General features: G+C 64.1%; 23 protein-coding genes. 10 read left to right on the forward strand and 13 right to left on the reverse strand.

Translation table 11 applies throughout. From position 1 onward, the window contains the following. Positions 1-265: 265 nt before the first annotated feature. From msrQ to DN824_RS16015, 6 genes are all read right to left on the reverse strand, one after another. On the reverse strand, positions 266-889 hold the full coding sequence (gene msrQ, locus DN824_RS15990) for a protein-methionine-sulfoxide reductase heme-binding subunit MsrQ (RefSeq protein ID WP_138409405.1): 624 nt from the start codon (positions 887-889) through the stop codon (positions 266-268). Next, a complete protein-coding gene (gene msrP, locus DN824_RS15995; RefSeq protein ID WP_138409406.1) occupies positions 889-1893 on the reverse strand; it encodes a protein-methionine-sulfoxide reductase catalytic subunit MsrP in 1005 nt (334 codons plus the stop codon). Before msrP ends, msrQ begins: the two co-directional genes overlap by 1 nt. Positions 1894-1950: 57 nt before the next feature. Beyond that, positions 1951-2790, reverse strand: a complete 840-nt coding sequence (pssA, locus tag DN824_RS16000) for a CDP-diacylglycerol--serine O-phosphatidyltransferase (protein WP_138409407.1) — start codon at positions 2788-2790, stop codon at positions 1951-1953. 147 nt (positions 2791-2937) lie between these two features. Beyond that, positions 2938-3954 carry a ketol-acid reductoisomerase gene (gene ilvC / locus DN824_RS16005; protein WP_138409408.1) on the reverse strand — a complete coding sequence of 339 codons (1017 nt, stop codon included), beginning with the start codon at positions 3952-3954 and terminating at the stop codon, positions 2938-2940. 39 nt (positions 3955-3993) lie between these two features. Next, positions 3994-4485, reverse strand: coding sequence for an acetolactate synthase small subunit (gene ilvN / locus DN824_RS16010; protein ID WP_138409409.1), 492 nt, complete (start codon positions 4483-4485; stop codon positions 3994-3996). A gap of 2 nt (positions 4486-4487) precedes the next feature. After that, positions 4488-6212 carry an acetolactate synthase 3 large subunit gene (locus DN824_RS16015; RefSeq protein WP_138409410.1) on the reverse strand — a complete coding sequence of 575 codons (1725 nt, stop codon included), beginning with the start codon at positions 6210-6212 and terminating at the stop codon, positions 4488-4490. 405 nt (positions 6213-6617) lie between these two features. On the opposite strand from DN824_RS16015, the gene DN824_RS16020 reads away from it, so the two are divergent. Next, a complete protein-coding gene (locus DN824_RS16020) occupies positions 6618-7049 on the forward strand; it encodes a DUF4124 domain-containing protein (RefSeq protein ID WP_138409411.1) in 432 nt (143 codons plus the stop codon). A gap of 6 nt (positions 7050-7055) precedes the next feature. On the opposite strand, the gene DN824_RS16025 is transcribed toward DN824_RS16020, so the two are convergent. The 3 genes from DN824_RS16025 to mrcB are packed head-to-tail and all read right to left on the reverse strand — an operon-like array spanning position 7056 to position 10446. Then, complete coding sequence (locus tag DN824_RS16025; protein ID WP_138409412.1) at positions 7056-7385, reverse strand: YqcC family protein; 330 nt, start codon at positions 7383-7385, stop codon at positions 7056-7058. Continuing rightward, a complete protein-coding gene (locus DN824_RS16030) occupies positions 7385-8098 on the reverse strand; it encodes a tetratricopeptide repeat protein (RefSeq protein WP_138409456.1) in 714 nt (237 codons plus the stop codon). The genes DN824_RS16025 and DN824_RS16030 overlap by 1 nt, the downstream gene beginning before the upstream one ends. Before the next feature lie 41 nt (positions 8099-8139). Beyond that, the gene (gene mrcB, locus DN824_RS16035; protein WP_138409413.1) at positions 8140-10446 is read right to left on the reverse strand and encodes a penicillin-binding protein 1B; all 2307 of its coding nucleotides are present in this window, start codon (positions 10444-10446) and stop codon (positions 8140-8142) included. Between the two features lie 157 nt (positions 10447-10603). Between mrcB and DN824_RS16040 the strand changes: the two genes are divergently transcribed. The 9 genes from DN824_RS16040 (at position 10604) to DN824_RS16080 (ending at position 21690) form a co-directional block, all read left to right on the forward strand. After that, the gene (locus DN824_RS16040) at positions 10604-12157 is read left to right on the forward strand and encodes a bifunctional aminoglycoside phosphotransferase/ATP-binding protein (protein WP_138409414.1); all 1554 of its coding nucleotides are present in this window, start codon (positions 10604-10606) and stop codon (positions 12155-12157) included. Between the two features lie 260 nt (positions 12158-12417). After that, positions 12418-12690 (forward strand): TfoX/Sxy family protein, encoded by a 273-nt coding sequence (locus tag DN824_RS16045; protein ID WP_138409415.1) that lies wholly within the window; start codon positions 12418-12420, stop codon positions 12688-12690. Between the two features lie 100 nt (positions 12691-12790). Beyond that, positions 12791-13588 carry a cyclic nucleotide-binding domain-containing protein gene (locus DN824_RS16050; protein WP_138409416.1) on the forward strand — a complete coding sequence of 266 codons (798 nt, stop codon included), beginning with the start codon at positions 12791-12793 and terminating at the stop codon, positions 13586-13588. A gap of 304 nt (positions 13589-13892) precedes the next feature. Next, positions 13893-15830, forward strand: a complete 1938-nt coding sequence (gene acs / locus DN824_RS16055; RefSeq protein ID WP_138409417.1) for an acetate--CoA ligase — start codon at positions 13893-13895, stop codon at positions 15828-15830. A 112-nt stretch (positions 15831-15942) separates the two neighbouring features. Further along, positions 15943-16821, forward strand: coding sequence for an oxygenase MpaB family protein (locus DN824_RS16060; protein WP_138409418.1), 879 nt, complete (start codon positions 15943-15945; stop codon positions 16819-16821). 88 nt (positions 16822-16909) lie between these two features. Continuing rightward, entirely contained in the window at positions 16910-18088 is a 1179-nt protein-coding gene (locus DN824_RS16065; RefSeq protein WP_138409419.1) for an acetyl-CoA C-acetyltransferase, read from the forward strand. A 107-nt stretch (positions 18089-18195) separates the two neighbouring features. Beyond that, on the forward strand, positions 18196-21072 hold the full coding sequence (locus tag DN824_RS16070) for a DUF748 domain-containing protein (RefSeq protein WP_138409420.1): 2877 nt from the start codon (positions 18196-18198) through the stop codon (positions 21070-21072). A gap of 1 nt (position 21073) precedes the next feature. Continuing rightward, positions 21074-21373 (forward strand): DUF2845 domain-containing protein, encoded by a 300-nt coding sequence (locus tag DN824_RS16075; RefSeq protein ID WP_138409421.1) that lies wholly within the window; start codon positions 21074-21076, stop codon positions 21371-21373. Between the two features lie 14 nt (positions 21374-21387). Further along, positions 21388-21690 carry a DUF2845 domain-containing protein gene (locus DN824_RS16080; protein WP_138409422.1) on the forward strand — a complete coding sequence of 101 codons (303 nt, stop codon included), beginning with the start codon at positions 21388-21390 and terminating at the stop codon, positions 21688-21690. A gap of 63 nt (positions 21691-21753) precedes the next feature. Here the strand turns inward: DN824_RS16080 and DN824_RS16085 are convergent, their stop codons facing one another. The 4 genes from DN824_RS16085 to truB all read right to left on the reverse strand — a co-directional run bounded on the left by DN824_RS16085 (position 21754) and on the right by truB (position 25964). After that, positions 21754-22125: a BON domain-containing protein gene (locus DN824_RS16085; protein ID WP_138409423.1), complete on the reverse strand. Its 372-nt coding sequence runs from the start codon at positions 22123-22125 to the stop codon at positions 21754-21756. 258 nt (positions 22126-22383) lie between these two features. Beyond that, complete coding sequence (pnp, locus tag DN824_RS16090) at positions 22384-24489, reverse strand: polyribonucleotide nucleotidyltransferase (protein WP_138409424.1); 2106 nt, start codon at positions 24487-24489, stop codon at positions 22384-22386. A gap of 169 nt (positions 24490-24658) precedes the next feature. Further along, a complete protein-coding gene (rpsO, locus tag DN824_RS16095) occupies positions 24659-24928 on the reverse strand; it encodes a 30S ribosomal protein S15 (protein WP_138409425.1) in 270 nt (89 codons plus the stop codon). Positions 24929-25046: 118 nt separating this feature from the next. Continuing rightward, positions 25047-25964 (reverse strand): tRNA pseudouridine(55) synthase TruB, encoded by a 918-nt coding sequence (gene truB / locus DN824_RS16100; protein WP_138409426.1) that lies wholly within the window; start codon positions 25962-25964, stop codon positions 25047-25049. Position 25965: the final 1 nt, after the last annotated feature.

Raw genomic sequence — 25965 nt, forward strand, 5'->3', positions numbered from 1 at the left:
CTTTCGATCTCAGCGATCTCGTCAGCGGGAGGCGAATCATACAGCGACCAGAATCGCTGTCAACCACCTCGTGAAGCTTTTCGACCGAACCGATCGAAACATGGAAGCGAGCAAGCCCGCCACCAACCAGCACTCCACCACAAGGCTTCGCACCGACCTTCCAGCCGACCCCAAACTCATAACCCTTTGATTAACATCAGGTTTTTTCCAAGCTTCGCACTGGAAGTGGGGCGCATTATAGGGACCTGAAAGCGCACGTCAACAATTAAATTCCAGACTTCGCCGAAACCGCTTTCCTCGCTCGCCATCGCCCCAGCGCGCTGGAGACGACCGGTATACGGAGCGCCAGCAGGAACGCGGCGATAGACGCATAGAGCGCCCAGCGGCTCGCATCCGAGCGAACCACCCAAAGCATATGCAGCAGTGCCAACAGCACGATCGGGTATGCCAGGCGATGCAATTGCTTCCAGCGCCTGCCCAGGCGCCGCATGCTCCATCGATTGGACGTCAGCGCCAGAGCGAGAAGCCCCACGAAGGCCAGCGAGCCAACCAGGATATAAGGGCGCTCGATGACCTCCCCTGGCAACCGGGCGATCTCCAGACCTAAAAGGAAGAACAGGTAACCGCCCAGATGCAGCGACGCATAGGCAAAAGCCCAAAGGCCGAGCTGCCGCCTGATGGACGCCCAACCCGACCATCCCGAAGCTCTCTGCAAAGGCGTCAGCGCAAGCGTGAGCAGAAGCAGCACCAATGCGCCCTGCCCCAGCCGATCCACCAGCACCTTGCCGGGATCGGGCCCCAGTGCAAACGCCCATGCCTGGTACAGCCAATACACGGGCACGCTTGCCACCACGAGAAACACCGGCAGTCGCCACCACCAATAGCGCATCAGTAGTTCGTCCTGAGGTCCAGCCCGCTGTACAGGCTTGCCACTTGCTCGCCATAGCCGTTGAACAATTGCGTGTCGCGCACGTTGGGCGCGAACAAGCTGCCCGGCAGTCGTCGCTCCCTCGCCTGCGACCAGCGAGGATGCGACACCTGCGGATTCACGTTGGCGTAGAAGCCATATTCCTCCGGGGCCATGGACTGCCAGGTCGTGGAGGGCTGCTCCTCGACGAAACTGATCCGCACGATGGACTTGATGCTCTTGAAGCCGTACTTCCAGGGTACGACGAGTCGCAACGGTGCACCGTTCTGATTGGGCAGGACCCGCCCGTACATGCCGACAGCCATGAGCGTCAGCGGGTGCATCGCCTCGTCCATTCGCAGCCCTTCGACATAGGGCCAGGCGATCAGCGAAAAGCGGGACTTCATGCCAGGCATCTGTTCGGGGCGCACCAACGTCTCGAAACGCACATATCGGGCAGCAGAGGTCGGCTCGAGGCGCTTGATCATGTCGGCGAGCGGCACACCCAACCAGGGAATGACCATGGACCACGCCTCCACGCAGCGCAATCGGTAGATGCGCTCCTGCAGCCCATGGGGCCTCATCAGATCTTCGAGCGAATAGCGCCCGGGCTGCTTGACCGCACCGTCGACCATCACCGTCCAGGGTTCGGTTTCGAGCATCGGTACGTGCCGCGCCGGATCGCCCTTGTCAGGGCCGAATTCGTAGAAGTTGTTGTACTGGGTGGCATCGGCGAACGGGGTGATGGGCTCCCCTTCGGCAACCTCGGATTCCCACTGGGCATCCTTCAGCTTGTCGCCGAACCAGCCAGGCGCCGCTGCAGGCGTGACCTTCGGGTAGCGATCCACGGCCTGAACACCCGGCACGGCCAGCGTGACCGCAGCGGCAAGGCCGCTCTTCAGCAAACGCCGGCGGTCTAGATAAACCGCCTCAGAGGTGACTTCGAACTCACGACAATCACCGGGTGCAGGGTGTTTGATCAGCATCGCCGGGCTCCGCATCGGATCGAGGAAGACCGATCATGCGCGGAGCCTGCGAAAAAGTCAGCTTTCGATGCGAGTGCGACGACGACGCAACTGCATCAGGTACTGAACCGGCCCGGAAACCGCATAGGCCAGGAAAATCAGCAGCAGGATACGTGGCGGATCGCTGAACACCACGGCGAAGACCAGCACGACCACGAGGATGGCAACGAAAGGCACCCGCCCCTTGAGGTCCAGGTCCTTGAAGCTGTAGTACTTGATATTGCTGACCATCAGCAAACCCGCGGCCGCAACGATCAGGGCGAACAGCATGACGGCCACCAGCGGCAGATCCACGCCACCGATGCCCGGGTCGTCGAGCGCCCAGATCGCCCAGACCGAACCCGCCACGACGCCCGCGGCAGCAGGACTGGCCAGACCGATGAACCAGCGCTTGTCGACCTTGCCGATCTGCGTATTGAAACGCGCCAGACGCAGCGCCGCGCAGGCCACATAGATGAAGGCCACGGTCAGGCCGACATTGTTCAGTTCCGACAATGCCCATTCGTAGGCCAGCACCGCGGGCGCCAGGCCGAACGCGACCATGTCCGACAGCGAGTCGTACTCGGCGCCGAACGCGCTCTGGGTGTTGGTCAGCCGGGCGACGCGCCCATCGAGACTATCGAGCACCATCGCCACGAAAACGGTCGCCGCCGCCACGTAGAAGTTGCCGTTGACGGCGTTGATGATGGAGAAGAATCCGGCAAACAGGTTGGCCGTGGTGAACAGGTTCGGTAACAGGTAGATGCCGCGATGACGAACCTTGCGACCTTCGGCGTCCTGGATTTCTTCCACATGCTCGTCGATCGGCAACAGACTCTCTTCGACTGGCTTGTTGGGCTCTTCGGGGTGGTCGCTCATGCGCAGTACCTTACACAGCAGGTTCGTAATTTCGACAGACCCTGGCCAAGGGGGTTCAGCCCTACGCCAGCGTTGCGCTTTATACCAGAACCCATGAATGAAACAAAAAACGCGGCCGAAGCCGCGTTCACTCAGAGCCGGACCTTATCAGTTCTTGCTCTTGTCGACGATTTTGTTGGCGGCGATCCACGGCATCATGGCCCGCAGCTTCTCCCCGACCACCTCGATGCCATGGGCGGCATTGTTGCGGCGGTAAGCGGTCATCGACGGATAGTTCGACGCGCCTTCGGTGATGAACATCTTGGCGTACTCACCGTTCTGGATGCGCTTGAGTGCATTGCGCATCGCGGCACGGGATTCGGCGTTGATGACCTCCGGACCGGTGACGTATTCGCCGTACTCGGCGTTGTTGGAGATCGAGTAGTTCATGTTGGCGATGCCGCCTTCGAACATCAGGTCGACGATCAGCTTCAGCTCGTGCAGGCACTCGAAGTAGGCCATTTCCGGCGCGTAGCCCGCTTCGACGAGGGTCTCGAAACCGGCCTTCACCAGCTCGACGCAACCACCGCAGAGTACGGCCTGCTCACCGAACAGGTCGGTTTCGGTTTCGTCCTTGAAGGTGGTTTCGATGATGCCGGTACGACCGCCACCCACACCGCAGGCGTACGACAGCGCGACGTTCTTGGCATTGCCCGACGCATCCTGGTAGATCGCGACGAGGTCAGGGATACCGCCGCCACGGACGAACTCGGAGCGCACGGTGTGGCCCGGGGCCTTCGGCGCGATCATGATCACGTCGAGGTCGCCACGCGGCACGACCTGGTTGTAATGGATGGAGAAACCATGGGCGAAGGCCAGGGTGGCGCCCTTCTTCAGGTTCGGCTCGATCTCTTCCTTGTACAGGCGCCCCTGGAACTCGTCGGGGGTGAGGATCATCACCACGTCGGCGGCGGCAACGGCGGCAGGCACGTCGCTGACCTTCAGGCCATGGGCTTCCGCCTTGGCGATGGACGACGAGCCCGGACGCAGGCCGACGGTCACGTCGACGCCCGAATCCTTCAGGTTGCAAGCGTGCGCATGACCCTGGGAACCGTAACCGATGACGGCGACCTTCTTGCCCTGGATGATGGAGAGGTCGCAGTCTTTGTCGTAATAAACTTTCATTGAGTTACCCCTGTTACTGGCCGGTCAGGCCTTGCTGAATTAGATGCTGAGCACTTTGTCGCCCCGGGAGATCCCGGTGACGCCGCTGCGCACGACTTCGAGAATGGAGGCGGTGCCGACTGCCTGGATGAAGCTGTCCAGCTTGTCGCTGGTACCGGTCAGCTGGATGGTATAGACGGTGCTGGTGACATCCACGATCTGGCCACGAAAGATGTCGGTGGTGCGCTTGACCTCGGCACGCTGGGCGCCGGTGGCCTTGACCTTGACCAGCATCAGCTCGCGCTCGATGTGGGCGCTTTCCGACAGGTCCACCAGTTTGACCACTTCGATCAGCTTGTTGAGGTTCTTGGTGATCTGCTCGATCACTTCGTCATGGCCGATCGTGGTCAGGGTCAGGCGCGACAGCGTCGGATCTTCGGTGGGCGCGACCGTCAGGCTTTCGATGTTGTAGTTGCGCTGGGAAAACAGCCCGACCACACGGGACAAGGCGCCAGGCTCGTTTTCCATCAGCAGGGAGATGATGTGTCTCATGATCAGGTGCGCTCCGTCTTGCTCAGCCACATGTCGCGCATCGCGCCGTCTTTGATCTGCATCGGATAGACGTGCTCGCTGGAATCGACCTGGATATCGAGGAACACCAGACGATTCTTCATCGCGAAGGCTTCCTCCATCTTCGGCTTGAGATCCTTCGGATCGGTGATGCGCATGCCGACATGGCCGTAAGCCTCGACCAGCTTGACAAAGTCCGGCAGCGATTCCATGTACGAATGCGAATAGCGGCTGTTGTACTGCATGTCCTGCCACTGGCGAACCATGCCCAGCGCACCGTTGTTGAGGTTGACGATCTTCACCGGCAGGTCGTACTGCAGGCAGGTCGACAGTTCCTGGATGTTCATCTGGATACTGCCTTCGCCGGTGACGCAGGCCACGTCCTCATCCGGGAAATTCAGCTTCACACCCATGGCGGCCGGGAAGCCGAAGCCCATGGTGCCCAGGCCACCGGAATTGATCCAGCGGTTGGGTTTGTTGTAGCGGTAGTACTGGGCCGCGAACATTTGATGCTGGCCCACGTCGGAGGTGATGAAGGCATCGCCACGGGTGACTTCGCACAGCGTCTCGATGACGGTCTGCGGCTTGATGATCGAACCGTCGCCCTTGTCGTAGGGGAACATGCCGCGACTGCCGCGCCATTCCTCGATCTGCTTCCACCAGCTGGCGACCGACTCGGCGTTCGGCGACTGGGCGATTTCCTTGACGATCGCGACCATCTCGGTGAGCACGCTGTCGACCGGGCCGACGATCGGGATGTCGGCCTTGATGGTCTTGGAGATCGAGGCCGGGTCGATGTCGATATGGATGATCTTCGCGTTCGGGCAGAACTTGGTCGCGCCGTTGATCACCCGGTCATCGAATCGCGCGCCGACCGCGAGGATCACATCGGAATGGTGCATGGCCAGGTTGGCGGTGTAGCTGCCGTGCATGCCGAGCATGCCGAGGAACTGGCGATCGCCGCCCGGGTAGCCGCCCAGACCCATCAGCGTGTTGGTGACCGGCAGGTTGAGCATCTGCGCCAGCTCGGTCAGCGGCGCGGAGGCGCCGCCCATGATGACGCCGCCCCCCGAATAGATGATCGGGCGCTTGGCGGCCAGCAGCAGCTCGGCAGCCTTGCGGATCTGCCCGGAATGCCCCCGCAGCGCCGGGCTGTAGGAGCGCAGCTTGGCCTTCTTCGGGTAGACGTACTCGAACTTCTCGGCGGGGTTGGTCATGTCCTTGGGGATGTCCACGACCACCGGTCCGGGGCGTCCGGACTGCGCCAGGTAGAACGCCTTCTTCATCACCTCCGGAATCTCGGAAGGATGCTTGATCATGAAGCTGTGCTTAACGATCGGGCGGGAGATACCGATCATGTCGGTTTCCTGGAAGGCATCGGTACCAACCATGTTGCTCGCCACCTGACCGGAGATCACCACCATCGGGATCGAATCCATGTAGGCGGTGGCGATGCCGGTGATGGCGTTGGTCGCGCCCGGGCCGGAGGTCACCAGCACCACGCCGGCCTTGCCGGTGGCGCGGGCATAACCGTCGGCCATGTGAGTTGCGGCCTGCTCGTGGCGTACCAGGATGTGGGTGACTTCCTGTTCCTTGAACAGCGCATCGTAGATATGCAGGAGGGCACCGCCCGGGTACCCGTAAATGTACTTAACGCCTTCGTCACGCAGGAAGCGGACGACCATTTCAGCGCCGGATAAGAGTTCCACGTTGTTCACCTCTGAAACGCCAGATAACCGCCCCGCGTCGGAACGGCCTGAAATAGGTTTACTGCCAAGCAGAGCATGAGCGACGGGTGGTCGCCGACTACGTCAGCTACTGACTGAGCGAGTATTGGGAAGCCTCCAGAACTGTTGCGGAGCTTCCCACCCAGCGCGAGGTAACGCGTTGCGGGTGTTGCAGGTCGGCGCGGGTGAGCGCCTCATGGTCTGCCGAACAGGCCGCTTGCGGCGATCTGTTCAGGACAGCGAGCCCTGAATTGTTCGGATTAGAGGCATTCAAGTCAAGTGTGACGTGGCTTTTCAGCCGCTGCAGCTGTGACGGGCCGCAGGATGTGGCGGGAGGGCTTTGGGTATAGTAGCCACTTGATTGCCGATCCACAGAAGGGAACCAGCATGCGATTCATGATTCTCACAGGCGGCCTGGTACTCGCCTTGAGTAGCGGTGCCATGGCCGGACAGGTGTACAAATGGGTCGACGCCCAGGGCATCACCCATTTCAGCGCGCAACCTCCCCAAGGCGCTCCGGCCGAAGTGGTCAGCACTCATGTGGCGCCACCGCGTGCCAGCGAGCCTTCCCTCCCGACACCCGCCCCGACGTCCACACCGGACCAGGCCGCCCTCGATCGCCAGGTTCGCCAGCAGGTCGCGGCCGAGGACGCCGAACGCGCCCGCTACTGCACCAACATGCGTACCAACTTGGCCCAGCTGAAGAACAATCCGCGCGTGCGCGTCGAAGATGGTGGGGAAATGCGGCGACTGACGGAAGAAGAGCGCCAGGCCCGTATCAGCGAAACCACGAAGACGATCAGCGAAGACTGCAAATAGCAGTCGTCAGTCCGCCCGCATGATCAGCCGATCGAAATCGGCCAGCGCCCCGATCAGAGCAGCCACTTCCAGTGGCTGCTGCCGATAGACTTCTTCAGCCATCTCCTTGATGCCCGACACCCTCGGCAGGGGCTGGCCTTGCTCGAGAATGAGCTTCATGCGCGGCAGGAAGATCCACTGCAGCCATTCCTCGAGCTTCAGCGTGTCGACGCAGAATGGCTCCCGGCTGGCCAGCGCCTCGGCTGCCGGAGGCTCGGACGCCCACAGCCCCAGCAGACGCAGCTCGCGCTCGATCAGCAGCAGCTGGTCGGCGACCGGACCGATTCGAGCATCCATCAGAGACTGACCCGTGCCCGCTCGCGAGCCTGCGCGGCACCCGCGGCGTCACCCTGGCGCTCGCGGGCCTGGGCGATCAATTCCCACAGACTCGCCTGCAAGGTCGCACGCCCACCGGCATAGCTCAAAGCCCGACGCGAAAGCTGCTCGGCCTGCGGCGCGTCGCCCTGCGCCAGGCGCACCTGGGCCAGGCGGTAAAGCACCTGCGGCTCGCGTGGCGCGATCCGCTGGGCGCGCTCCAGACTCGAGGCGGCACCATTGAGATCGCCACCACCCTGCTGTTGCTGGGCGGTCGTCAGCAATGCCAGCACGGGGCCGTCGAGCTGCTCGTCCGCCGCCAGTCCGCTGGACGCCGAAGGAATCCCGGTGGGCGCAGCGGGCTGCGGCGTGGTGATCGGTGCGGGAGGTGGAGTCCATTGTTCGGCCGGAGCCGCAGGCGCAGACGGCGGCGCACTGACCGACCCGTTGAACGGCACATCGGGGGCGGCGAAGGTCAGAGGAGCCGAACTGTCGCCGGGAACCATCACCGTCACCCCGGAATCCCCGGCCAGCGCGCTCGGCTGCGAAGCGCCGGGCGGCGGCGCGGCAGCCACCGCGGGCCGACGCGCCGAACTCTGCTCGGAAACCGGAGCGCCGGCGTCGACCACGGGAATCGAACCCCTGTCGACCGTGGCACAGCCCTGGGCCACCGCGGCGAAGATCGCCACCACCATCCACTGCTTATTCACCATCCAACCTCTCTCCAAAGGCACCATCACTGCAACCAGCCCCGCACCCAGTCCATCACGGATTCGGCCGGCGCCTGGATGCCGCATCCTGGCCCGGGGGCCGGCTCACTGCCGCGAATATAGGGCATCTGTACCGCGTTGGGGCAGTCGGCGTCGGTCCCCTGCCCGGTCTGCGCATCGACCCAGGCGAAGTTCACGTTGTCCGGTTCGGGCATGTTCAACGGCATCGGATCGGCGCGACGCATGAAATCGGCCCAGACCTGCAACGCGCCGGTCGCGCCGGTGAAGGGCGTCTTGCCGTTGTCATCGCGCCCCAGCCAGACCACCGCCAGCAGATCCTGGCTGAAGCCGGCGAACCAGCTGTCACGCGAGTCGTTGGTGGTACCGGTCTTGCCCGCCAGCGTCAGCGAACTCGGCAACTGGTTGTAGACCGACCGCCCGGTACCCTCGCGCATGGTGCGCTGCATGGCGTACTGGGTCAGGTAGATGGCACCGGGGTCGAAACGCTGCTGGATCTGGAAGGGGTAGCGGCGCAGCGGTTCGCCATCGGCGGTCAGCACGCTGCGGATGCCGCGCAACGGCGTGTTGAATCCGCCATTGGCGATGGTCTGGTACATGTCCGCGACTTCGATCGGGGACAGCGCGCCCGCACCGAGCAGCATCGACGGGTAGGCCGGCCAGCTGCGCTCCACCCCCAGGCGCCCGAGCGTCTTGAGCACGTTCGGCACACCGAGATCGAGCCCCAGCCGCGCCGACGACAGGTTGTAGGAATTGGCCAGCGCCTGGTAGAGGTAGACCGTACCGTGCGCCTTGCGGTCGTAGTTCTGCGGCCGCCAGACCTGGCCATCGGCGCCCTTGACCGAGAAGGGTTCGTCTTCGATCAGGCTGGTCAGGCTGTACTGGCTGGGACGCTCCAGCGCGGTCAGATAGATGGCTGGCTTGATCAGCGAGCCGATCGGCCGTACCGCATCCAGGGCCCGGTTGAAACCGGCGAACCCGGGCTGCCGGCTGCCGAGCATGGCCTGGATCTCGCCGGTCTCCGGGTTGGTGACCATCATGGCGCCTTCCATTTCGTCAGCCTTGAGCCGCTTGAGCGTCTCGCTCATCGCCCCCTCGGCCTTGAGCTGGAGGATCGGATCGAAGCTGGTGAAGACCCGCAGCCCCTCCTCGGTCAAGTCCTCGTCACGATAATCCTCGCGCAGCTGACGCTTGACCAAGTCGAGAAACGCCGGATACGACGAGTCAGCGAGGCTGCCGCGGCGGGTGACCCCGAGCGGCCGTTTCTTCGCCTCTGCGGCCTGCTCGGCAGTCACTACGCCCTGCTCGGCCAGCACGTCGAGAATCAGGTTACGTCGGGCAAGCGCCCGCTCGGGGTTGCGCCGCGGGTTGTAGTAGGTCGGTCCCTTGACCATCCCCACCAGCAACGCCACCTGGTGCAGCTTGAGCTCGGCGAGTGGCTGACTGAAGAAGTACTGGCTGGCCAGTCCGAAACCATGGACCGCACGCCGGCCGTCCTGCCCTAGGAAGACCTCGTTGAGGTAGGCCTCGAGAATTTCCTGCTTGTCGTAATGCAGCTCCAGCAGCACCGCCATCATCGCTTCGTTGATCTTGCGGGTGAGGCTGCGCTCGTTGGTCAGGTAGAAGTTCTTCACCAGCTGCTGCGTCAGCGTACTGCCGCCCTGGCGCACCGAACCGGCGGTGGCATTGACCCACACGGCACGAGCGATGGACTTGGGCGACACGCCGAAGTGATCGAAGAACTCGCGATCCTCGACGGCAACCAGCGTCTCGACCAGGTACGGCGGCACCTGGTCGAGCTTGATCAGAATCCGGTCCTCGTTGTGCGCCGGGTACAGCCCGCCGATCAGCAAGGGCTCCAGACGCGCAACCGCGAGATCGCCGCCATCGGCTCGAGTGAGGCCGGCGACATAGTCTCCGGAGAAACGCACGCGGATCCGCTGCGCAGGCTCGGCACCTTCGTAGAACTGGAAGCCACGCGAATGCAGCTCGACATTGTTGCCCGACACCGAGGCCGCACCCGGGGAGGCCGCGGCGTTCTCGCGGCGATAACCCAGAGCGTCGAGTTCGGCGAGGAAATCGTTCTTGGCGAGCTTCTGGCCAACGAACAGTTCCAGCGGACGGGCATAGACCTTGGCCGGAATGGTCCAGCGTTTGCCGGAGAATTTCTCCTGCACCACGGCGTCCAGATAGATGGCGAAACCGGCCAGCAACACGAGTCCGACCAGGGAGAGTTTCAGGGCCCAACCCAACCAGGGACGAAGCCCGCCAGAGCGGCGTTTGGAGCGAGATGAAGCGGATCGGCGTTTAGTCATGGCGCCGCATTATACGCACTTTGCCCAGGCCGGCAGACGCCCTCTCGGCGGTTTGCAGAGTACTGCTCAATGACCATAATGCAGGCCTCCGAGACCCTATGAACTGCTCCGTGGCGTGATCATGCGCCCCGCCCAACAGCCTCCTGAAGGAATGACCGTGAGCCAAGCGCTGATCTCCGCCCTACAGAACCCTGCCCTCTATCCCCATCCGGTGGAAGGGTTTCGAATCATCGAGACGCACATTTCCTGGGTCATCCTGACCGGCACCTACGCCTACAAGATGAAAAAGCCGGTGAACTTCGGCTTTCTCGATTTCACCGGGCTCGATGCCCGCAAGCATTTCTGCGAGGAGGAGCTGCGCCTGAACCAGCGCATGGCGCCGGAGCTGTACCTCAAGGTGGTGGCCGTTACCGGCAGCCCCGAGGCGCCGGAGCTGGAAGGCGAGGGCCCGGCGATCGAGTATCTGCTGCAGATGCACGAATTTCCCCAGTCGCAGCTGCTGACCGAAGTGCAAGGCCGTGGAGAGTTGACCGATGCCCATGTCGATGCGCTCGCCGAGCAGATCGCCCGTTTTCACCAGACCACGCCCCAGGTGCCTGCAGGGCATCCGCTCAACAGCGCCGATGCGATCGTGGCGCCGATGCGGCAGAACTTCGAGCAGATCCGTCCGCTGTTGACCGAAGAAGTGGACCGCCTGCAGCTCGACGCCCTCGAGGCCTGGACCGAAAGCAACATCCAGCGGCTCTGGCCCGTGCTCGAAGCCCGCTGCCGCGACGGCTTCGTTCGTGAATGCCATGGCGATCTCCATCTGGGTAACGCCGCACTGATCGACGGCAAGGTGATGCTGTTCGACTGCATCGAATTCAACGAAGCCTTTCGCTTCACCGATATCGCGCTGGACACCGCCTTTCTGGCCATGGACCTCGAAGACCGGGGCCTCAAGAGCCAGGCGCGGCGATTCGTCAACGCCTGGCTCGAGCGCACCGGCGACTACCAGGCGCTGGAGCTGCTCCACCTGTACAAGGCGTATCGAGCCCTCGTGCGCGCCAAGATCAACCTGTTCCGCCTGGCCCAGGAGCAGGATGGCGTACAGAAGGCCGCCATCCTGCGTCGCTACCGCAGCTACGTGAACCTGGCGGAGAGCTACAGCGCCATCCCCTCCCCCTTTCTCGCCATCACCCACGGCGTTTCGGCCGTCGGCAAGAGCCATGTCGCGCTGCGCCTGACCGAAGCACTCGGCGCACTGCGCCTGCGCTCGGACGTCGAGCGCAAGCGACTCTATGGAACCGGGCAGGACAGCCCGCTGAGCGATGGCATTTACAGCCCCGGGGCGAGCGAGGCGACCTACCAGCGCCTGCATCAGTTGGCGGCCATCGCACTGCGCTCGGGCTTCCCGGTGGTCATCGATGCCACCTACCTGAAAAGGCAGCAGCGCGACGCGGCCTGGCAGCTCGCCGAGTCGACCGGCACGCCCTTTCTCATCCTCGACTGCCAGGCGCCGGACAAGGTGGTGCAGCAATGGCTCTCGCAACGCCAGGCCGAGGGCAGCGACCCCTCGGACGCGACGCTCCAGGTGATCCAGGCGCAACAGGCGAGCCGCGAGCCGCTGGGCGATGACGAACTGGCCCGCAGCCGCCGCATCGACACCCACGAACCCGCCAGCCTGGACGACCTGGTACGCAGCATCCGCCAGCATCTGCCGGGTCTTTGACCGCCAGGCGCGCCCGTCTGCGATATCGCCGACGGGCGCCGGCGCTGCACAACGCTGGAAGGCTTCTATACTGGCAAGGCTGCCTTCTTCTGGACTTGCCCATGCCGCCAGGATCCGCAAGACCCCGTGTCCCGGGGCCTACAGCATCCCCTTTGCCCATCGACGCCCCTCCCGCGCTCGCCCTTGATGGTCAGGGACGCCTCGTCGCTGCGCTCACCGGCTCTCAGCCCGCTCCCATAGCCCCGCACGGAGGCTCACCTATGCACGACGAGCTGCTTACCCTCAAGAACCTCGGCAAGACGTCATCCCAGTGGCTGCATGCCTCGGGCATCCACACCGTCGACGACCTGCGTCGCCTGGGTGCGGTCCAGGCGTACCTGGCGGTGAAGTCGCGCGGCTTCGGAGCATCCCGCGTGCTGCTCTATGCCATCGAGGGGGCGCTGCAGGACATGTCATGGAAAGAACTGCCGGAAACCACCAAGGCGGCCCTCAACAAAAGCCTCAACGGGCACGCCCTTCGCAATAAGAGCTAGCTCACAACCTCCGGATGCCGGGATTTACTCGCCTCCGGGTCGGGCCTATTGTGCGCGGGAGCTTCGTCCATCGTTTGGCTGCGCGCTAAGGATTACCGTCATGTATTTACTCGGAGAGCAACCGGCCTACGCCGATCGACTGATCAGCAGACTGCAAGGCATTCCCGGCCAGTTGCTCCAGGGACTGGAACCCTCGGGCCCGACGCTCCAGCTGCAACGCTCGACCGACCTGGGCGCCGGGCTGCCCGCCCAGCAGCTGTTCCTCATCGAGAGCGGGCTTTTGCACGCGGCCGTGGATGAGCGCCCGCTGTTCTATCTCCAGGAGGGCGACCTGATCGGCCTGCGCCAGGACACGGACCTGCCTACCTGTCGTTACTTCAACGACGAACCGCTCAGCCTGATCCCCTACTCGCGCGCTGCCGCACTCGAACACATTGCCGCCGACCGGGAGCGCCAGGAGCTCTTCATCCGCTATCTGGTGGGGCACACCGCCCTGCTCTCCGACGCGGTCGCGCGTATCAAGCAGCCGGACATCCGCCCGGCAACCGGCTTCCAGCATTTCGCCGCGGGCGAGGAACTGATTCACCAGGGCGACGAAGCCGACCACGTATTCATCATCATCGAAGGGCATGCCGAAGCGATGGTCGACGGGCAGAAGGTCGGCGACGTGCAGAAGGACGAAATCTTCGGCGCCATGGCCGTCTTCACCCGCGAGAAGCGCAGCGCCACTGTGGTAGCCAGCGAGCCGTGCACGGTGATGGTGATTCCGAAAGATCAGTTCCTGTGCCTGATGCAAAGCAACCCGCGCATCGCCCACAGCCTCATCGAAAGCATGGCGCGTCGTATCGACCTGCTGAACAAGGAAATCACCCAGCAGCGCCTGGCGACCGCCGTCTGAGGCACCTGAAAATTAGCGGACATTCGGCTGTTGACAGCGAAATGAGAATTGTTATTATTACCGCAACTGGTCGCGAGATCAGCCGGTAAGCTGGGAGTCCAGGCAGTCGGTCTTTCAGGTTATCTCCTCATCAGGCTAATCACGGTTTTGACCCGGCATCTTTGCCGGGTCTTTTTTTGCCCCTTTGTTTTCCTCGACCGCGCCCGCGCCTTACGACCAACGGATGAGTCGATCCGCTTGAACCGGGGTTCGGCAGGGCGCACCCTTCGGCTGTTGCGGACAAACAAAAACAAGGGAAACCGCCATGTTCGAAGCCAAGACCCATCCGGTGCCCGACGCCGTGCGTCAACGCGCCCATCTGGACAACGACGCCTACCGGCGCCTCTATCGGCAGTCGATAGAAGAGCCCGAACAGTTCTGGAGTGAGCAGGCCCGTACCTTCCTCCACTGGTTCAAACCCTGGGACAGGCTCCATCGCAGCGACATGCAGAGCGGCCACGCCGCCTGGTTCGAAGGTGGCCAGCTGAACGTCGCCTACAACTGCATCGATCGGCACCTGCCCGAGCGCGCCGAGCAGACGGCCATCCTGTGGGAAGGCGACGACCCTTGCGAATCGGCACAGATCACCTACCGAAAACTGCACAATCACGTCTGCCGGCTGGCCAACGTGATGAAGAGCCGGGGCGTGAGCAAGGGCGACCGTGTCTGCATCTACATGCCGATGATTCCCGAGACGGCCTACGCCATGCTCGCCTGCGCCCGCATCGGCGCGGTGCACACGGTGGTGTTCGGCGGCTTTTCGCCCGACGCGTTGCGCGACCGGATCAATGATGCCGACTGCAGCATGGTGATCACCGCCGACGAAGGCGTACGTGGCGGCAAGTACATCCCGCTCAAGGAGAACGTCGACAAGGCGCTGGCCGGATGCCCGCAGGTCGGCAGCGTGATCGTCGTGCAGCGCACCGAGGCCCCGATCGCCTGGGTAGAGGGTCGGGACCTCTGGTACCACGAGGCCCTGCATGGCATCGATCCGCACTGCGACCCGGAACCGATGGATGCCGAGGACCCGCTGTTCATCCTCTACACCTCCGGCTCCACCGGCAAACCCAAGGGCGTGCTGCACACCACGGGCGGATACCTTCTGCAGGCGAGCATGACGCACCGCTACGTCTTCGATTACCACGACGGCGACATTCACTGGTGTACCGCCGATGTGGGCTGGATTACCGGCCACAGTTACGTGGTCTACGGGCCGCTGGCCAATGGCGCCACGACCCTCATGTTCGAGGGCGTACCCACCTATCCGGACGCTTCCCGACTCTGGCAGATCGTCGACAAGCATCAGGTGAACATCTTCTATACCGCCCCGACCGCCATCCGCGCGCTGATGCGCGAAGGCGACGAGCCGGTCAAGCGCACCTCGCGCAGCAGCCTGCGGTTGCTCGCCAGCGCGGGCGAGCCGATCAATCCCGAGGCCTGGGAATGGTTCTACCACGTGGTCGGCGAAGGTCGGTGCCCCATCATGGACACCTGGTGGCAGACCGAGACCGGCGCCATCATGATCACCCCGCTACCGGGCGCGACCGACCTGAAGCCGGGTTCGGCAACCCGCCCCTTCTTCGGCGTCCAGCCGGTGCTGCTCGATGAACAGGGTGGCGTCATCGAAGGGCCGGGCAGCGGCGTGCTGGCGATTCGCGCAAGCTGGCCGAGCCAGACCAGAACGCTCTATGGCGACCACAAGCGTCATGTCGAGACCTACTTCAAGCCCTACCCCGGCTATTACTTCAGCGGCGATGGCGCCCGACGAGACGAAGACGGCTACTACTGGATCACAGGCCGCGTGGACGACGTGATCAACGTGTCCGGACACCGCATCGGCACCGCCGAGGTCGAAAGCGCGATGGTGCTCCACGACGCCATCGCCGAAGCCGCGGTGGTCGGCTGCCCGCACGACGTCAAGGGCCAGTGCGTCTATGCCTTCGTCACGCCCATGCGCGGCAGCGAGCCGAGCGAAGCGCTCAAGGCCGAGCTGCTCGCGCTGGTGAGCAGGGAGATCGGCAGTTTCGCCAAGCCCGACAAGTTGCAGTGGGCACCGGCGCTGCCCAAGACCCGCTCCGGCAAGATCATGAGGCGCATCCTGCGCAAGATCGCCTGCAACGAGCTCGACACCCTCGGCGACACCAGCACCCTGGCCGACCCCTCGGTGGTCGAGGACCTGATCGCCCAGCGGTTGAATCGTTAGCCGGGAGCAGGCGTGGCGCTTGTCGGCGCCACGCCTGATCGCACCGGCCAGGGCTTGTTGCGATCGCGGTTTTGCTGCAGCCTGCCGGTTTCTTCCTTGCTGTCGGCTGATCATGGACCTGCTGCGTCGCCACCTCGAATCCCAGGCGTTGAACCTCACCGGCCTGGCCATTGGCGGCGTGGACTACGAGAATCCACGCGGGGACCCGGGGCTGTTCGGCCCCGACTCGGCATGCTGGAAGGTCCACGGGGACTTCACCTCGATGCTCATCGGCGGCATCTCGGCGCTGCTCCTGCAGATGCTGCATCCCCTGGCCCTGGCCGGCGTCTGGGACCATTCCAACTTCCGCCAGGACATGCTCGGGCGCCTGCGGCGCACCGGCCAGTTCATCGCGGCGACCACCTACGGCAGCCACGCCGATGCCGAGCGCCTGATCCAGCGCGTCAGGGGCATCCATGCGCAGATCAGCGGGATCGCACCGGATGGCCGCCCCTACGCCGCCGACGATCCGCACCTGCTGACCTGGGTGCATGTCGCCGAGGTCAGCAGCTTTCTCAAGGCCCACCTGCTCTATCGCAACCCCGACCTTCCCGCCGCCGAGCAGGATCGCTACTACGCGGAAATCGCGCGGGTGGCCGAACGCCTGGGCGCGCGGGACGTGCCCCGTTCGCGACAGGAGGTGGCTCGCTACCTCGAGGCGATGCGTCCAGAGCTGCTCTGCGATGAGCGAACCCGCGAAGTGGCGCGGCTGTTGTTCGCCGAGCCCGCACCCAATGCTCTGACCAAGCCCTTCGGCAAGTTGATGATGCAGGCCGGCGTCGACCTGCTGCCCGAATGGGCCAGCGATATGCTGGACCTGACGCCGGGCCCGGCACGCAGCGCCCTGATCCGCGCAGGCGTCCGGCGCACCGCGCCGGTGTTGCGTTGGGCGATCCGCAACGGCTCGGTACACCGCGCCCGCCGCCGCATGGGCTTGCCGCCACTGGCGTGACCGGTCGGTTCGGTAGTGGGCCGGCCCCCGACCGTTGTGCCAAGATGGCGCCCTCGCGGTCATCCGCAGCCATCATGAGGTTTCGTCCATGCAAGAGGTCGTCATCGTTGCCGCCACCCGCACCGCCATCGGCAGCTTCCAGGGTGCGCTGGCCAACCTGCCCGCCGTTGAACTGGGCGCGGCGGTCATTCGCCGTCTACTGGAGCAGACCGGGATCGACCCGACACAGGTCGATGAGGTCATCCTCGGCCACGTGCTGACGGCGGGCGCCGGCCAGAATCCGGCGCGCCAGGCATCGGTCAAGGCCGGCCTGCCCTATGCGGTTCCGGCCATGACCCTGAACAAGGTGTGCGGCTCGGGCCTCAAGGCGCTGCACCTGGGCGCCCAGGCCATCCGCTGTGGCGACGCCGAGGTCATCATCGCCGGCGGCATGGAGAACATGAGCCTGGCGCCCTACGTGATGCCCGGCGCGCGCACCGGCCTGCGCATGGGCCATGCCCAGGTGGTCGACAGCATGATCGAAGACGGACTGTGGGATGCCTTCAACGGCTACCACATGGGCATCACCGCCGAAAATCTGGTGGAAAAATACGGCATTACACGCGCGCAACAGGATGCCTTTGCTGCCGCATCCCAGCAGAAAGCCGTCGCCGCGATCGAAGCCGGCCACTTCCGCTCCCAGATCACGCCGATCAGCATCCCCCAGCGCAAAGGCGAGCCGCTGGTTTTCGATACCGATGAACAGCCCCGGGCGGGCACCACCGCCGAGGCGCTGGCCAAGCTCAAGCCCGCGTTCAAGAAAGACGGCAGCGTCACCGCCGGCAATGCATCGAGCCTCAACGACGGTGCCGCCGCCGTGCTGCTGATGAGCGCGGACAAGGCCCGCGCACTCGGCCTGCCGGTGCTGGCCCGCGTCGCCGCCTACGCCAACGCCGGTGTCGACCCGGCCATCATGGGCATCGGGCCGGTCTCGGCGACTCGCCGCTGCCTCGAAAAAGCAGGCTGGACACTGGACCAGCTGGACCTGATCGAAGCCAACGAAGCCTTCGCGGCCCAGGCCCTGTCGGTGGGCCAGGAGCTCGGCTGGGACAGCGAGCGGGTCAACGTGAACGGCGGCGCCATCGCACTGGGCCACCCGATCGGCGCGTCCGGTTGCCGGGTGCTGGTCACCCTGCTGCACGAACTGATCCGCCGTGACGGCCGTCGTGGGCTCGCCACCCTGTGCATCGGCGGCGGCCAGGGTGTCGCGCTGGCCATAGAACGCTAGGGCGCAGCGCAGGTCACAGGCGGAGGTCCGTCACAAGCCCGGCTGCGGCGCAATTCCGCCCGCAGCGGGCGTGGCATACTCGGGCATCCGCCCCGCTGACAACCGCCATGAGAAGAACCGCGATAAAACGAACGGCCATCGCCACCCTGCTCGCGGTGGCCCTCTATAGCCTGCTGGGCTTTCTCGTGCTGCCGGGCATTGCGCTGCACCTGATCAACGGGCAGCTCGAGCGCCACGTCAACGCCCCGGCGAAGCTGCAACGCATCGAATTCAACCCCTTCAGCCTCGAACTGAGCCTGTTCGACCTGCGCATCGGCGAGCCCGGGGATGAGCAGCTGGGCCTGGACCGGCTCTACCTCAATTTGCAATGGAGCAGCCTCTGGCAGCGCCAGCTGCATCTGGCCGATGTCGAACTGGAACGTCCCCGCGGCGAAATCCGCTTCGCCAAGGACGGTACGTTCAACCTTTCCCAGCTGTTCGACATCCCCGAAAGCGACGCACCAGCGGATGATGACGCGCAGACCTTCCCGCTGCGCATCGATCGGCTGCGACTGGCCCGCGGTTACCTGCACATCCAGGACCTGCAGCCGCAGGAACCGGTCGAGCTGGTCTACGACACCCTGGACCTGGAACTGCACAATCTGGTGACGCGCGATGACGGCCGTGCCGACATCAGCCTGGTGGCCCACAATCCGGCCGGCGGCCAGCTGCAGTGGCAGGGCCAGCTCGCCCTTGCCCCCTTCACCTCCAGCGGCAGCCTGAGCCTCAGCGACCTGGAATTGCGTACGCTCTGGCCCTACGTTCAGCAGTCGGTGCCCCTGGCGCTGAAGGAAGGTCGCCTGAACGCCGGAACCGACTATGTCCTGGACCTGAGCGACGGCTTCTCCCTGCGCCTGGACAACGCGCGCCTGGACTCGACCGCGCTGAGCATCGACAGCCTCGAAGGCGAGCCGCTGCTACGCCTTAAGTCCCTGTCGGTCGGCGAGACCTCGCTGGACCTGGCCGACCAGCGGATAACCGTCGGCCAGCTGCGCCTGAACGGACTGGAAACCTGGGCCACGCGCGAGGCCGATGGCGTGCTCGACTGGCAGAAGCGCTTCGCCGGGAGCGGCGATGCGAGCGATCCCGGCACGCAGGCACCCGACCAGCCGGCGCGCCCCTGGCAGGTCCTACTACGCGACGCCGGCCTCGAAGGCGCGACCGTGCATCTGGCCGACCGCGTACCCGACGACGAGGTGACCCTCGACCTCACACCACTGGACATTCACCTGCGCGACTTCGACAGTGCCGGCACCACGCCCTTCAGCCTGAGTGTCAATGCCGGCGTCGGCCGCCAGGGCAAGCTCGGCGCCAAAGGCAACGTGCAGCTCCAACCCCTGAGCGGTCAGCTGGCCATCACCCTGGACAGCCTGGACATGCGCATCGCCCAGGCCTATCTCAGCCCCTTCGTCCGCCTGGAACTGCGCAGCGGGCGGCTCGATGGCGAACTTGAGGTCGACCTGCAGGGTGCCGACCCGCTGGCCTTCGACGTCAGCGGCCGCGCCGGCATCAGCCAGCTGCACGCCCTGGACACGCTGCACAACCGCGACTTCCTCAAATGGCAGCGCCTGGACGTCGAAGGGCTCGACTATCGCCACGGCACTCGTCTGGGCATAGAGCGGGTGGCGCTGGACGAGCCTTACGCCCGCTTCATCATCAATCAGAACCTGACCACCAATATCAACGACCTGCTGATCGAGCAGCCCGGGTCATCCGAAGGCACGAGCGAACCGGCATCGGGCGAGCCGCTGGCAATTCGCGTCGGTCAGGTGGACATTTCCCAAGGCTCTGCGAACTTCGCCGACTTCAGCCTGCGACCGCCCTTCGCAACCGCCGTGCAGGAGCTCAACGGCCGTATCGGGACGCTCGACAGCCGCTCCGACAGCCCGGCCAGCGTGGAGGTCACCGGCAAGGTGGACCGCTATGCGCCGGTCACCATCAGCGGCAGCCTGACGCCCTTCGACCCGTTGCAGAACCTCGACATCGCGACACGCTTTCGCCAGGTCGAACTGACCACCCTGACGCCCTACTCGAGCAAGTTCGCCGGCTATCGCATCCGCCGCGGTCGGCTCGACCTGGATTTGCACTACCGCATCCAGCAAGGCCTGCTGCGTGCCGAGAACAAGGTGGTGCTCGAACAGCTGCAGCTTGGCGAGCGCGTGGACAGCCCGGACGCCGTCGACCTGCCCATACGCCTGGCGGTGGCCCTGCTCAAGGACAGCCGCGGCACCATCTCGCTGGAACTGCCGGTCCAGGGCGACCTCAACGATCCGCAGTTCGACGTCATGCCGATCGTCTGGCAGACCCTGCGCAACCTCGTGGTACGAGCGGCCAAGGCGCCCTTTCGCTTCCTCGGCTCCCTGGTCGGCAACGACCAGGACGACCTCAACCATGTCGCCTTCGCCGCTGGCGACAGCAGCCTCGATACCCAGGCACGCCAGGCCCTCGACGCCCTCGCCGCGGCCCTCAGGGAGCGCCCGGCCCTGCGCCTGGAAGTCGAAGGCATGAGCGCACAACAAAGCGACGGCCCGTTGCTTGCCGAACAATGGCTCGAGCGCGAATACCAGAACACCGCCTACAACATGCGTCAGCGCCGGGGCGACCAGGTACCGCGCGACCCTTCGCAGCTGGACGTGGCCGACAGCGAAAAGCCGGCGCTGCTCGAAGCCATCTACCGCAGCAGGTTGCAGCAACAGCCCCCGGAGCCGTGGCGGCAGTTGGACGAGGACGCGCGCGCCGAGCGTTTGCGCCAGGCGATCCTCGACACCTGGAGCGGCAATGCCGGCTTGCTCAGACGCCTGGCGCAAGCCCGGGCCGCGGCCATCAAGGAGCATCTGGTCGATCACGGCGGTCTGGACGCCGGCCGCGTGTACCTGCTCGACGCCGGCCTGACCGAGCCCGACAATGGCCGGGTCAGCAGCCTGCTGCACCTAGGAAGCGACTAGCATGATCCCGACCCGATTCATCGTCTGCCTGAGCGCCACGCTGGCCTGCGCCGGTGCGGCCCAGGCCGATACCATGCGCTGCGGCAGCCAGCTGGTCAGCACCGGCGACCGCACCTTCGAAGTCGAGCGCAAATGCGGACCGCCAGCGCACAGCGATCTGGTCGGCTATGCCCTTGGCCGGAACGACCGACAGGAATTCAAGCTGGAAGAATGGGTATACGGCCCGAGCAACGGCTCGATCAACATCCTGACGTTCGAAGGCAACCGCCTGGTTCGCATCGAAACGCGCCGCAGCAATTGAAACGGAGATTCATCATGACCAACCGGCTATTGGTCCTGGCACTGGCGCTCTGGGCACCCGTGGCGCTGGCCTCGTCGACCTACCGCTGCGGCAGCCAGCTGGTGAGCAGGGATGCCACCACGAGCGAGGTCCTGAGCAAATGCGGACCGCCTGCCAGCGAAACCCTGATCGGCTTCAAGGAGATCGTGGATGTCTACGGATTTCGCAACGAGGTGCAGGTCGAGGAATGGATCTACGGGCCGAACAACGGAATGCTGCATTACCTGCGCTTCGAAGGTAATCGACTGATGCGCATCGACAGCCGGCGAGGCCAATAAAAAAACCCCACGCACTGGCGTGGGGTTCGTTTGCCATGCAAGGGGAACATGGCCCAACAAAACTCAGTCGGCGGTTTTCAGGCCGTCGGCGGAAACGTTACGCACGCCTTCGACACCCTTGGCCTTGGAAATGGCCATTTCCTTTTCAGCCTCGGTCGCCACGGTGCCGCTCAGCGACACGACGCCGTCCTTGGTTTCGACTTCGATGTCCATGCCGGGCGTGGAACCCTCGGCCAACAGGACGGACTTCACTTTGGTGGTGATCCAGGTATCGGAAACGGCATCCCCAGCGTCTCGTGCTTCGTTTGCGGCAAGCATCAGGGTGTCCGACTGGCCCAACGCAGGGGTGGTGTCGGCAAAGGCGACGCCAGCGAACGGAAAGCTCAGGGCAGCGGTGACAACGGTGGCAGCAACGGAAGTCTGGATCTTTTTCATGGAGTTACTCCTATCTTTCTCATGGTGTCCGCAGCGTGACTCCGGCTGCGGATTACACATGTACCATCGCAAGCCGCGTGCCAACCGTCACTCAACCTGAAAGTCCTTTTAAAACAGCAACTTAAAAACAAGCAGCGAAGGGTGAAAAAATGCATATTGCATGTTGTCCATTCAGGGCACGTGCAACTTGCAATGTAGATGAAAACATGCAGCCAATGAAAAAGGGCCCCGAAGGGCCCTTTTTTGAAACACCGCGAATCAGACGCCAGAGGCTTCGGCAGCCGCCACGTCCTTGATCGACAGCTTGATACGGCCGCGGTTGTCCACGTCCAGTACCAGCACCTTCACTTCCTGACCTTCCTTGAGCACGTCGGTGACCTTCTCGACACGCTGATCGCTCAGCATCGAGATGTGCACCAGACCATCCTTGCCCGGCAGGATGTTGACGAAGGCACCGAAGTCGACGATGCGCTCGACGCGACCCACGTAGATCTTGCCGATCTCGGCTTCGGCAGTGATGCTCAGCACGCGCTGCTTGGCGGCTTCGGCAGCTTCCTTGGTCTCGCCGAAGATCTTGATCGAGCCGTCGTCCTCGATGTCGATCGAGGCCTTGGTCTCTTCGCAGATGCCGCGAATCGTGGCGCCGCCCTTGCCGATCACATCGCGGATCTTGTCCTGGTCGATCTTCATCGCGATCATGGTCGGCGCGTTGGCCGACAGCTCGCTGCGCGACTGGGCGATGACCTGGTTCATCTGGCCGAGGATGTTCAGGCGCGCTTCCAGGGCCTGGCCCAGGGCGATTTCCATGATCTCTTCGGTGATCCCCTGGATCTTGATGTCCATCTGCAGCGCGGTCACGCCCTTGGCGGTACCGGCGACCTTGAAGTCCATGTCGCCCAGGTGGTCTTCGTCACCCAGGATGTCGGTCAGCACGGCGAACTTCTCGCCTTCCTTGACCAGACCCATGGCGATACCGGCGACCGGCGCCTTCATCGGTACGCCCGCGTCCATCAGTGCCAGCGAGGCGCCACAGACGGAGGCCATGGAGCTGGAGCCGTTGGATTCGGTGATTTCCGACACCACGCGGATGGTGTACGGGAATTCGTCGGCGTTCGGCAGCATGGCGGCGACGCCACGACGGGCCAGACGGCCATGGCCGATTTCACGGCGGCCAGTGGCGCCCATGCGACCGCACTCGCCCACCGAGTAAGGCGGGAAGTTGTAGTGCAGCATGAAGGCGTCTTTCTTTTCGCCTTCCAGGGTATCGAGCAGCTGGGCGTCGCGTGCGGTACCGAGGGTCGCGACCACCAGCGCCTGGGTTTCGCCACGGGTGAACAGCGCCGAACCGTGGGTCTTGTCCAGAACGCCGACTTCGATGTTCAGGCCACGCACGGTACGGGTGTCACGGCCGTCGATGCGCGGCTTGCCGTTGACGATGTTTTCACGGACGGTGCGGTATTCGATCTCGCCGAAGGCGTCCTTGACCTCGCCCGCGGACGGCTGGCCTTCTTCACCGGAGAACTTCGCGACGACCTGGTCACGCAGCTCGCCCAGGCGCGCATAGCGATCCTGCTTGATGATGATGGTGTAGGCCTGGGAGATGGCTTCGCCGAATTCGCTGCGGATGGCATCGAGCAGCGCGGTGTTGGGCGCGGTCGGCTGCCAGTCCCAGCGCGGCTTGCCGGCTTCGGCAGCGAGCTCGGAAACGGCCTGGATGACCGTCTGGAATTCATCGTGGGCGAACAGCACGGCGCCCAGCATCTGGTCTTCGGTCAGTTCCTTGGCTTCGGACTCGACCATCAGGACGGCGTCCTTGGTGCCGGCCACGACCATGTCCAGGCTGGAGGCCTTGAGCTGCTCGTAGGTCGGGTTCAGCAGGTAGCCGGTTTCCGGGTGGAAGGCCACACGAGCGGCGCCGATGGGGCCGTCGAACGGGATGCCGGAAATGGCCAGCGCGGCCGAGGTGCCGATCATCGCGGCGATGTCCGGATCGGTCTTCTTGCTGGTGGAAACCACGGTGCAGATGACCTGCACTTCGTTCTGGAAACCTTCCGGGAACAGCGGACGGATCGGACGATCGATCAGGCGCGAGGTCAGGGTTTCCTTTTCCGAGGGACGCGCTTCGCGCTTGAAGAAGCCGCCCGGGATCTTGCCGGCTGCGTAGGTCTTCTCCTGGTAGTGCACCGACAGCGGGAAAAAGCCCTTGCTCGGGTCAGCGGTCTTGGCGCCGACCACGGTGACCAGCACAGTGACGTCGTCGTCGACGGTGACCAGCACAGCGCCGGAGGCCTGGCGAGCGATACGGCCCGTCTCGAGGGTTACGGTCGACTGACCGAACTGAAACTTCTTGATTACCGGGTTCACGGTGTTTTCCTTCTCTGTGTTGCCTTGGGGGAATTCGTGGGAAGCAGCGGGAGTCGGACCCGAACTGTTTCACCCAGAAAGCTAAAAGCTGGGAGCCCGAAGCTGTAAGCGGGAAAATCCCTGGCTTTCAACTTCAAGCTCCCAGCTTCTTGCTTGCAGCGAACGTCGCTTAGCGACGCAGGCCCAGGCGGCCGATCAGGCTGCTGTAACGAGTGGTGTCCTTACCCTTCAGGTAATCCAGCAGCTTGCGGCGCTGGTTGACCATGCGGATCAGACCACGACGGGAGTGGTGATCTTTGCCGTTGGCCTTGAAGTGGTCCTGCAGCTTGTTGATGTTAGCGGTGAGCAGGGCAACCTGCACTTCCGGAGAACCGGTATCGCCTTCACCTTGCTTGTACTCGTTTACGATCTGGGCTTTTTCTTCAACGCTCAGTGCCATGTTAGGGCTCCTTGAGTGAACAGGCCGGGAATCGCTTCCCGTGTTTTAAAGAGAGGTATGACCGTGCCTGCTGACAGCCACCCTCTGGACACGCCGCGCAAAGCGCCGCGTGCAACGGTCATTCCGACCGAATCAATCGACGCGGCGCGATCCGCCCGTCGTCGCTCACCTCACCGATACCGATGAAGCGACCGTTATGGTCCTGTACCCGGACCATGCCGTACTTCGGCGCCTCCGGTGCCCGCACTGGCTGCCCCTGCAGCCAGTAGAACGCGCTGTGCTCGGAAAAGTGTAGCAGCGGCCAATGCTCCAGCCCGCTGTCGACCGGTTTCAAGAACGCATCGAGCGCCTCGGCACCGCCTTCGGCATGGGCCTGCTCCAACGCTTCGAGACTGATCGTCTGCGAAAGGTCGAAGGGGCCGGCCTGCGTTCTGCGCAATTCGGCGACATGCGCGCCGCAGCCGAGCAGCTCACCGATATCCTCGACCAGCGTGCGGATATAGGTGCCCTTGCTGCAGGCAACCGCCAGACGCGCCGTCTCGCCGTCGAGCTCGAGCAGTTCCAGGCGCGCAATGGTAACAGAACGCGCCTCGCGCTCCACTACCTCTCCTGCCCGGGCGAGCTTGTAGAGCGGCTGGCCATCGCGCTTGATTGCCGAATACATCGGCGGCACCTGCTTGATATCGCCACGAAAACGCGGCAACACCGACTCCAGCCGCGCGTGGTCGACCTCTACCGGCCGACGCAGGAGCACCTCGCCCTCGGCATCGGCGGTAGTGGTGGTCACGCCCAGTTGCATGCGCGTCTCGTAGCCCTTGTCGGCATCGAGCAGGTACTGCGAAAACTTGGTCGCCTCTCCGAAACAGAGCGGCAGCACACCGGTCGCCAACGGATCGAGACTGCCGGTATGACCGGCCTTCTCGGCGTTGAGCAGCCAGCGCACCTTCTGCAGCGCGGCGTTGGACGTCAGCCCCTTGGGCTTGTCGAGCAGCATGATGCCGCTGACGGCGCGCCTGACACGTTTGACCTGCGCCACG

Origin of the sequence: Stutzerimonas nosocomialis (assembly GCF_005876855.1) — a bacterium.
Lineage (GTDB): Bacteria > Pseudomonadota > Gammaproteobacteria > Pseudomonadales > Pseudomonadaceae > Stutzerimonas > Stutzerimonas nosocomialis.

Excerpts from the sequence above, each read along its gene's own strand:
- DN824_RS16075 (WP_138409421.1), top strand. The coding sequence starts at position 21,074 with ATGATCCCGACCCGATTCATCGTCTGCCTGAGCGCCACGCTGGCCTGC.
- DN824_RS16020 (WP_138409411.1), top strand. The coding sequence starts at position 6,618 with ATGCGATTCATGATTCTCACAGGCGGCCTGGTACTCGCCTTGAGTAGC.
- DN824_RS16025 (WP_138409412.1), bottom strand. The coding sequence starts at position 7,385 with ATGGATGCTCGAATCGGTCCGGTCGCCGACCAGCTGCTGCTGATCGAG.
- ilvC (WP_138409408.1), bottom strand. The coding sequence starts at position 3,954 with ATGAAAGTTTATTACGACAAAGACTGCGACCTCTCCATCATCCAGGGC.
- DN824_RS16085 (WP_138409423.1), bottom strand. The coding sequence starts at position 22,125 with ATGAAAAAGATCCAGACTTCCGTTGCTGCCACCGTTGTCACCGCTGCC.
- DN824_RS16080 (WP_138409422.1), top strand. The coding sequence starts at position 21,388 with ATGACCAACCGGCTATTGGTCCTGGCACTGGCGCTCTGGGCACCCGTG.
- mrcB (WP_138409413.1), bottom strand. The coding sequence starts at position 10,446 with ATGACTAAACGCCGATCCGCTTCATCTCGCTCCAAACGCCGCTCTGGC.
- DN824_RS16045 (WP_138409415.1), top strand. The coding sequence starts at position 12,418 with ATGCACGACGAGCTGCTTACCCTCAAGAACCTCGGCAAGACGTCATCC.
- DN824_RS16060 (WP_138409418.1), top strand. The coding sequence starts at position 15,943 with ATGGACCTGCTGCGTCGCCACCTCGAATCCCAGGCGTTGAACCTCACC.
- rpsO (WP_138409425.1), bottom strand. The coding sequence starts at position 24,928 with ATGGCACTGAGCGTTGAAGAAAAAGCCCAGATCGTAAACGAGTACAAG.
- acs (WP_138409417.1), top strand. The coding sequence starts at position 13,893 with ATGTTCGAAGCCAAGACCCATCCGGTGCCCGACGCCGTGCGTCAACGC.
- msrQ (WP_138409405.1), bottom strand. The coding sequence starts at position 889 with ATGCGCTATTGGTGGTGGCGACTGCCGGTGTTTCTCGTGGTGGCAAGC.
- pssA (WP_138409407.1), bottom strand. The coding sequence starts at position 2,790 with ATGAGCGACCACCCCGAAGAGCCCAACAAGCCAGTCGAAGAGAGTCTG.
- DN824_RS16050 (WP_138409416.1), top strand. The coding sequence starts at position 12,791 with ATGTATTTACTCGGAGAGCAACCGGCCTACGCCGATCGACTGATCAGC.
- DN824_RS16030 (WP_138409456.1), bottom strand. The coding sequence starts at position 8,098 with ATGGTGGTGGCGATCTTCGCCGCGGTGGCCCAGGGCTGTGCCACGGTC.
- DN824_RS16070 (WP_138409420.1), top strand. The coding sequence starts at position 18,196 with ATGAGAAGAACCGCGATAAAACGAACGGCCATCGCCACCCTGCTCGCG.
- ilvN (WP_138409409.1), bottom strand. The coding sequence starts at position 4,485 with ATGAGACACATCATCTCCCTGCTGATGGAAAACGAGCCTGGCGCCTTG.
- msrP (WP_138409406.1), bottom strand. The coding sequence starts at position 1,893 with ATGCTGATCAAACACCCTGCACCCGGTGATTGTCGTGAGTTCGAAGTC.
- DN824_RS16065 (WP_138409419.1), top strand. The coding sequence starts at position 16,910 with ATGCAAGAGGTCGTCATCGTTGCCGCCACCCGCACCGCCATCGGCAGC.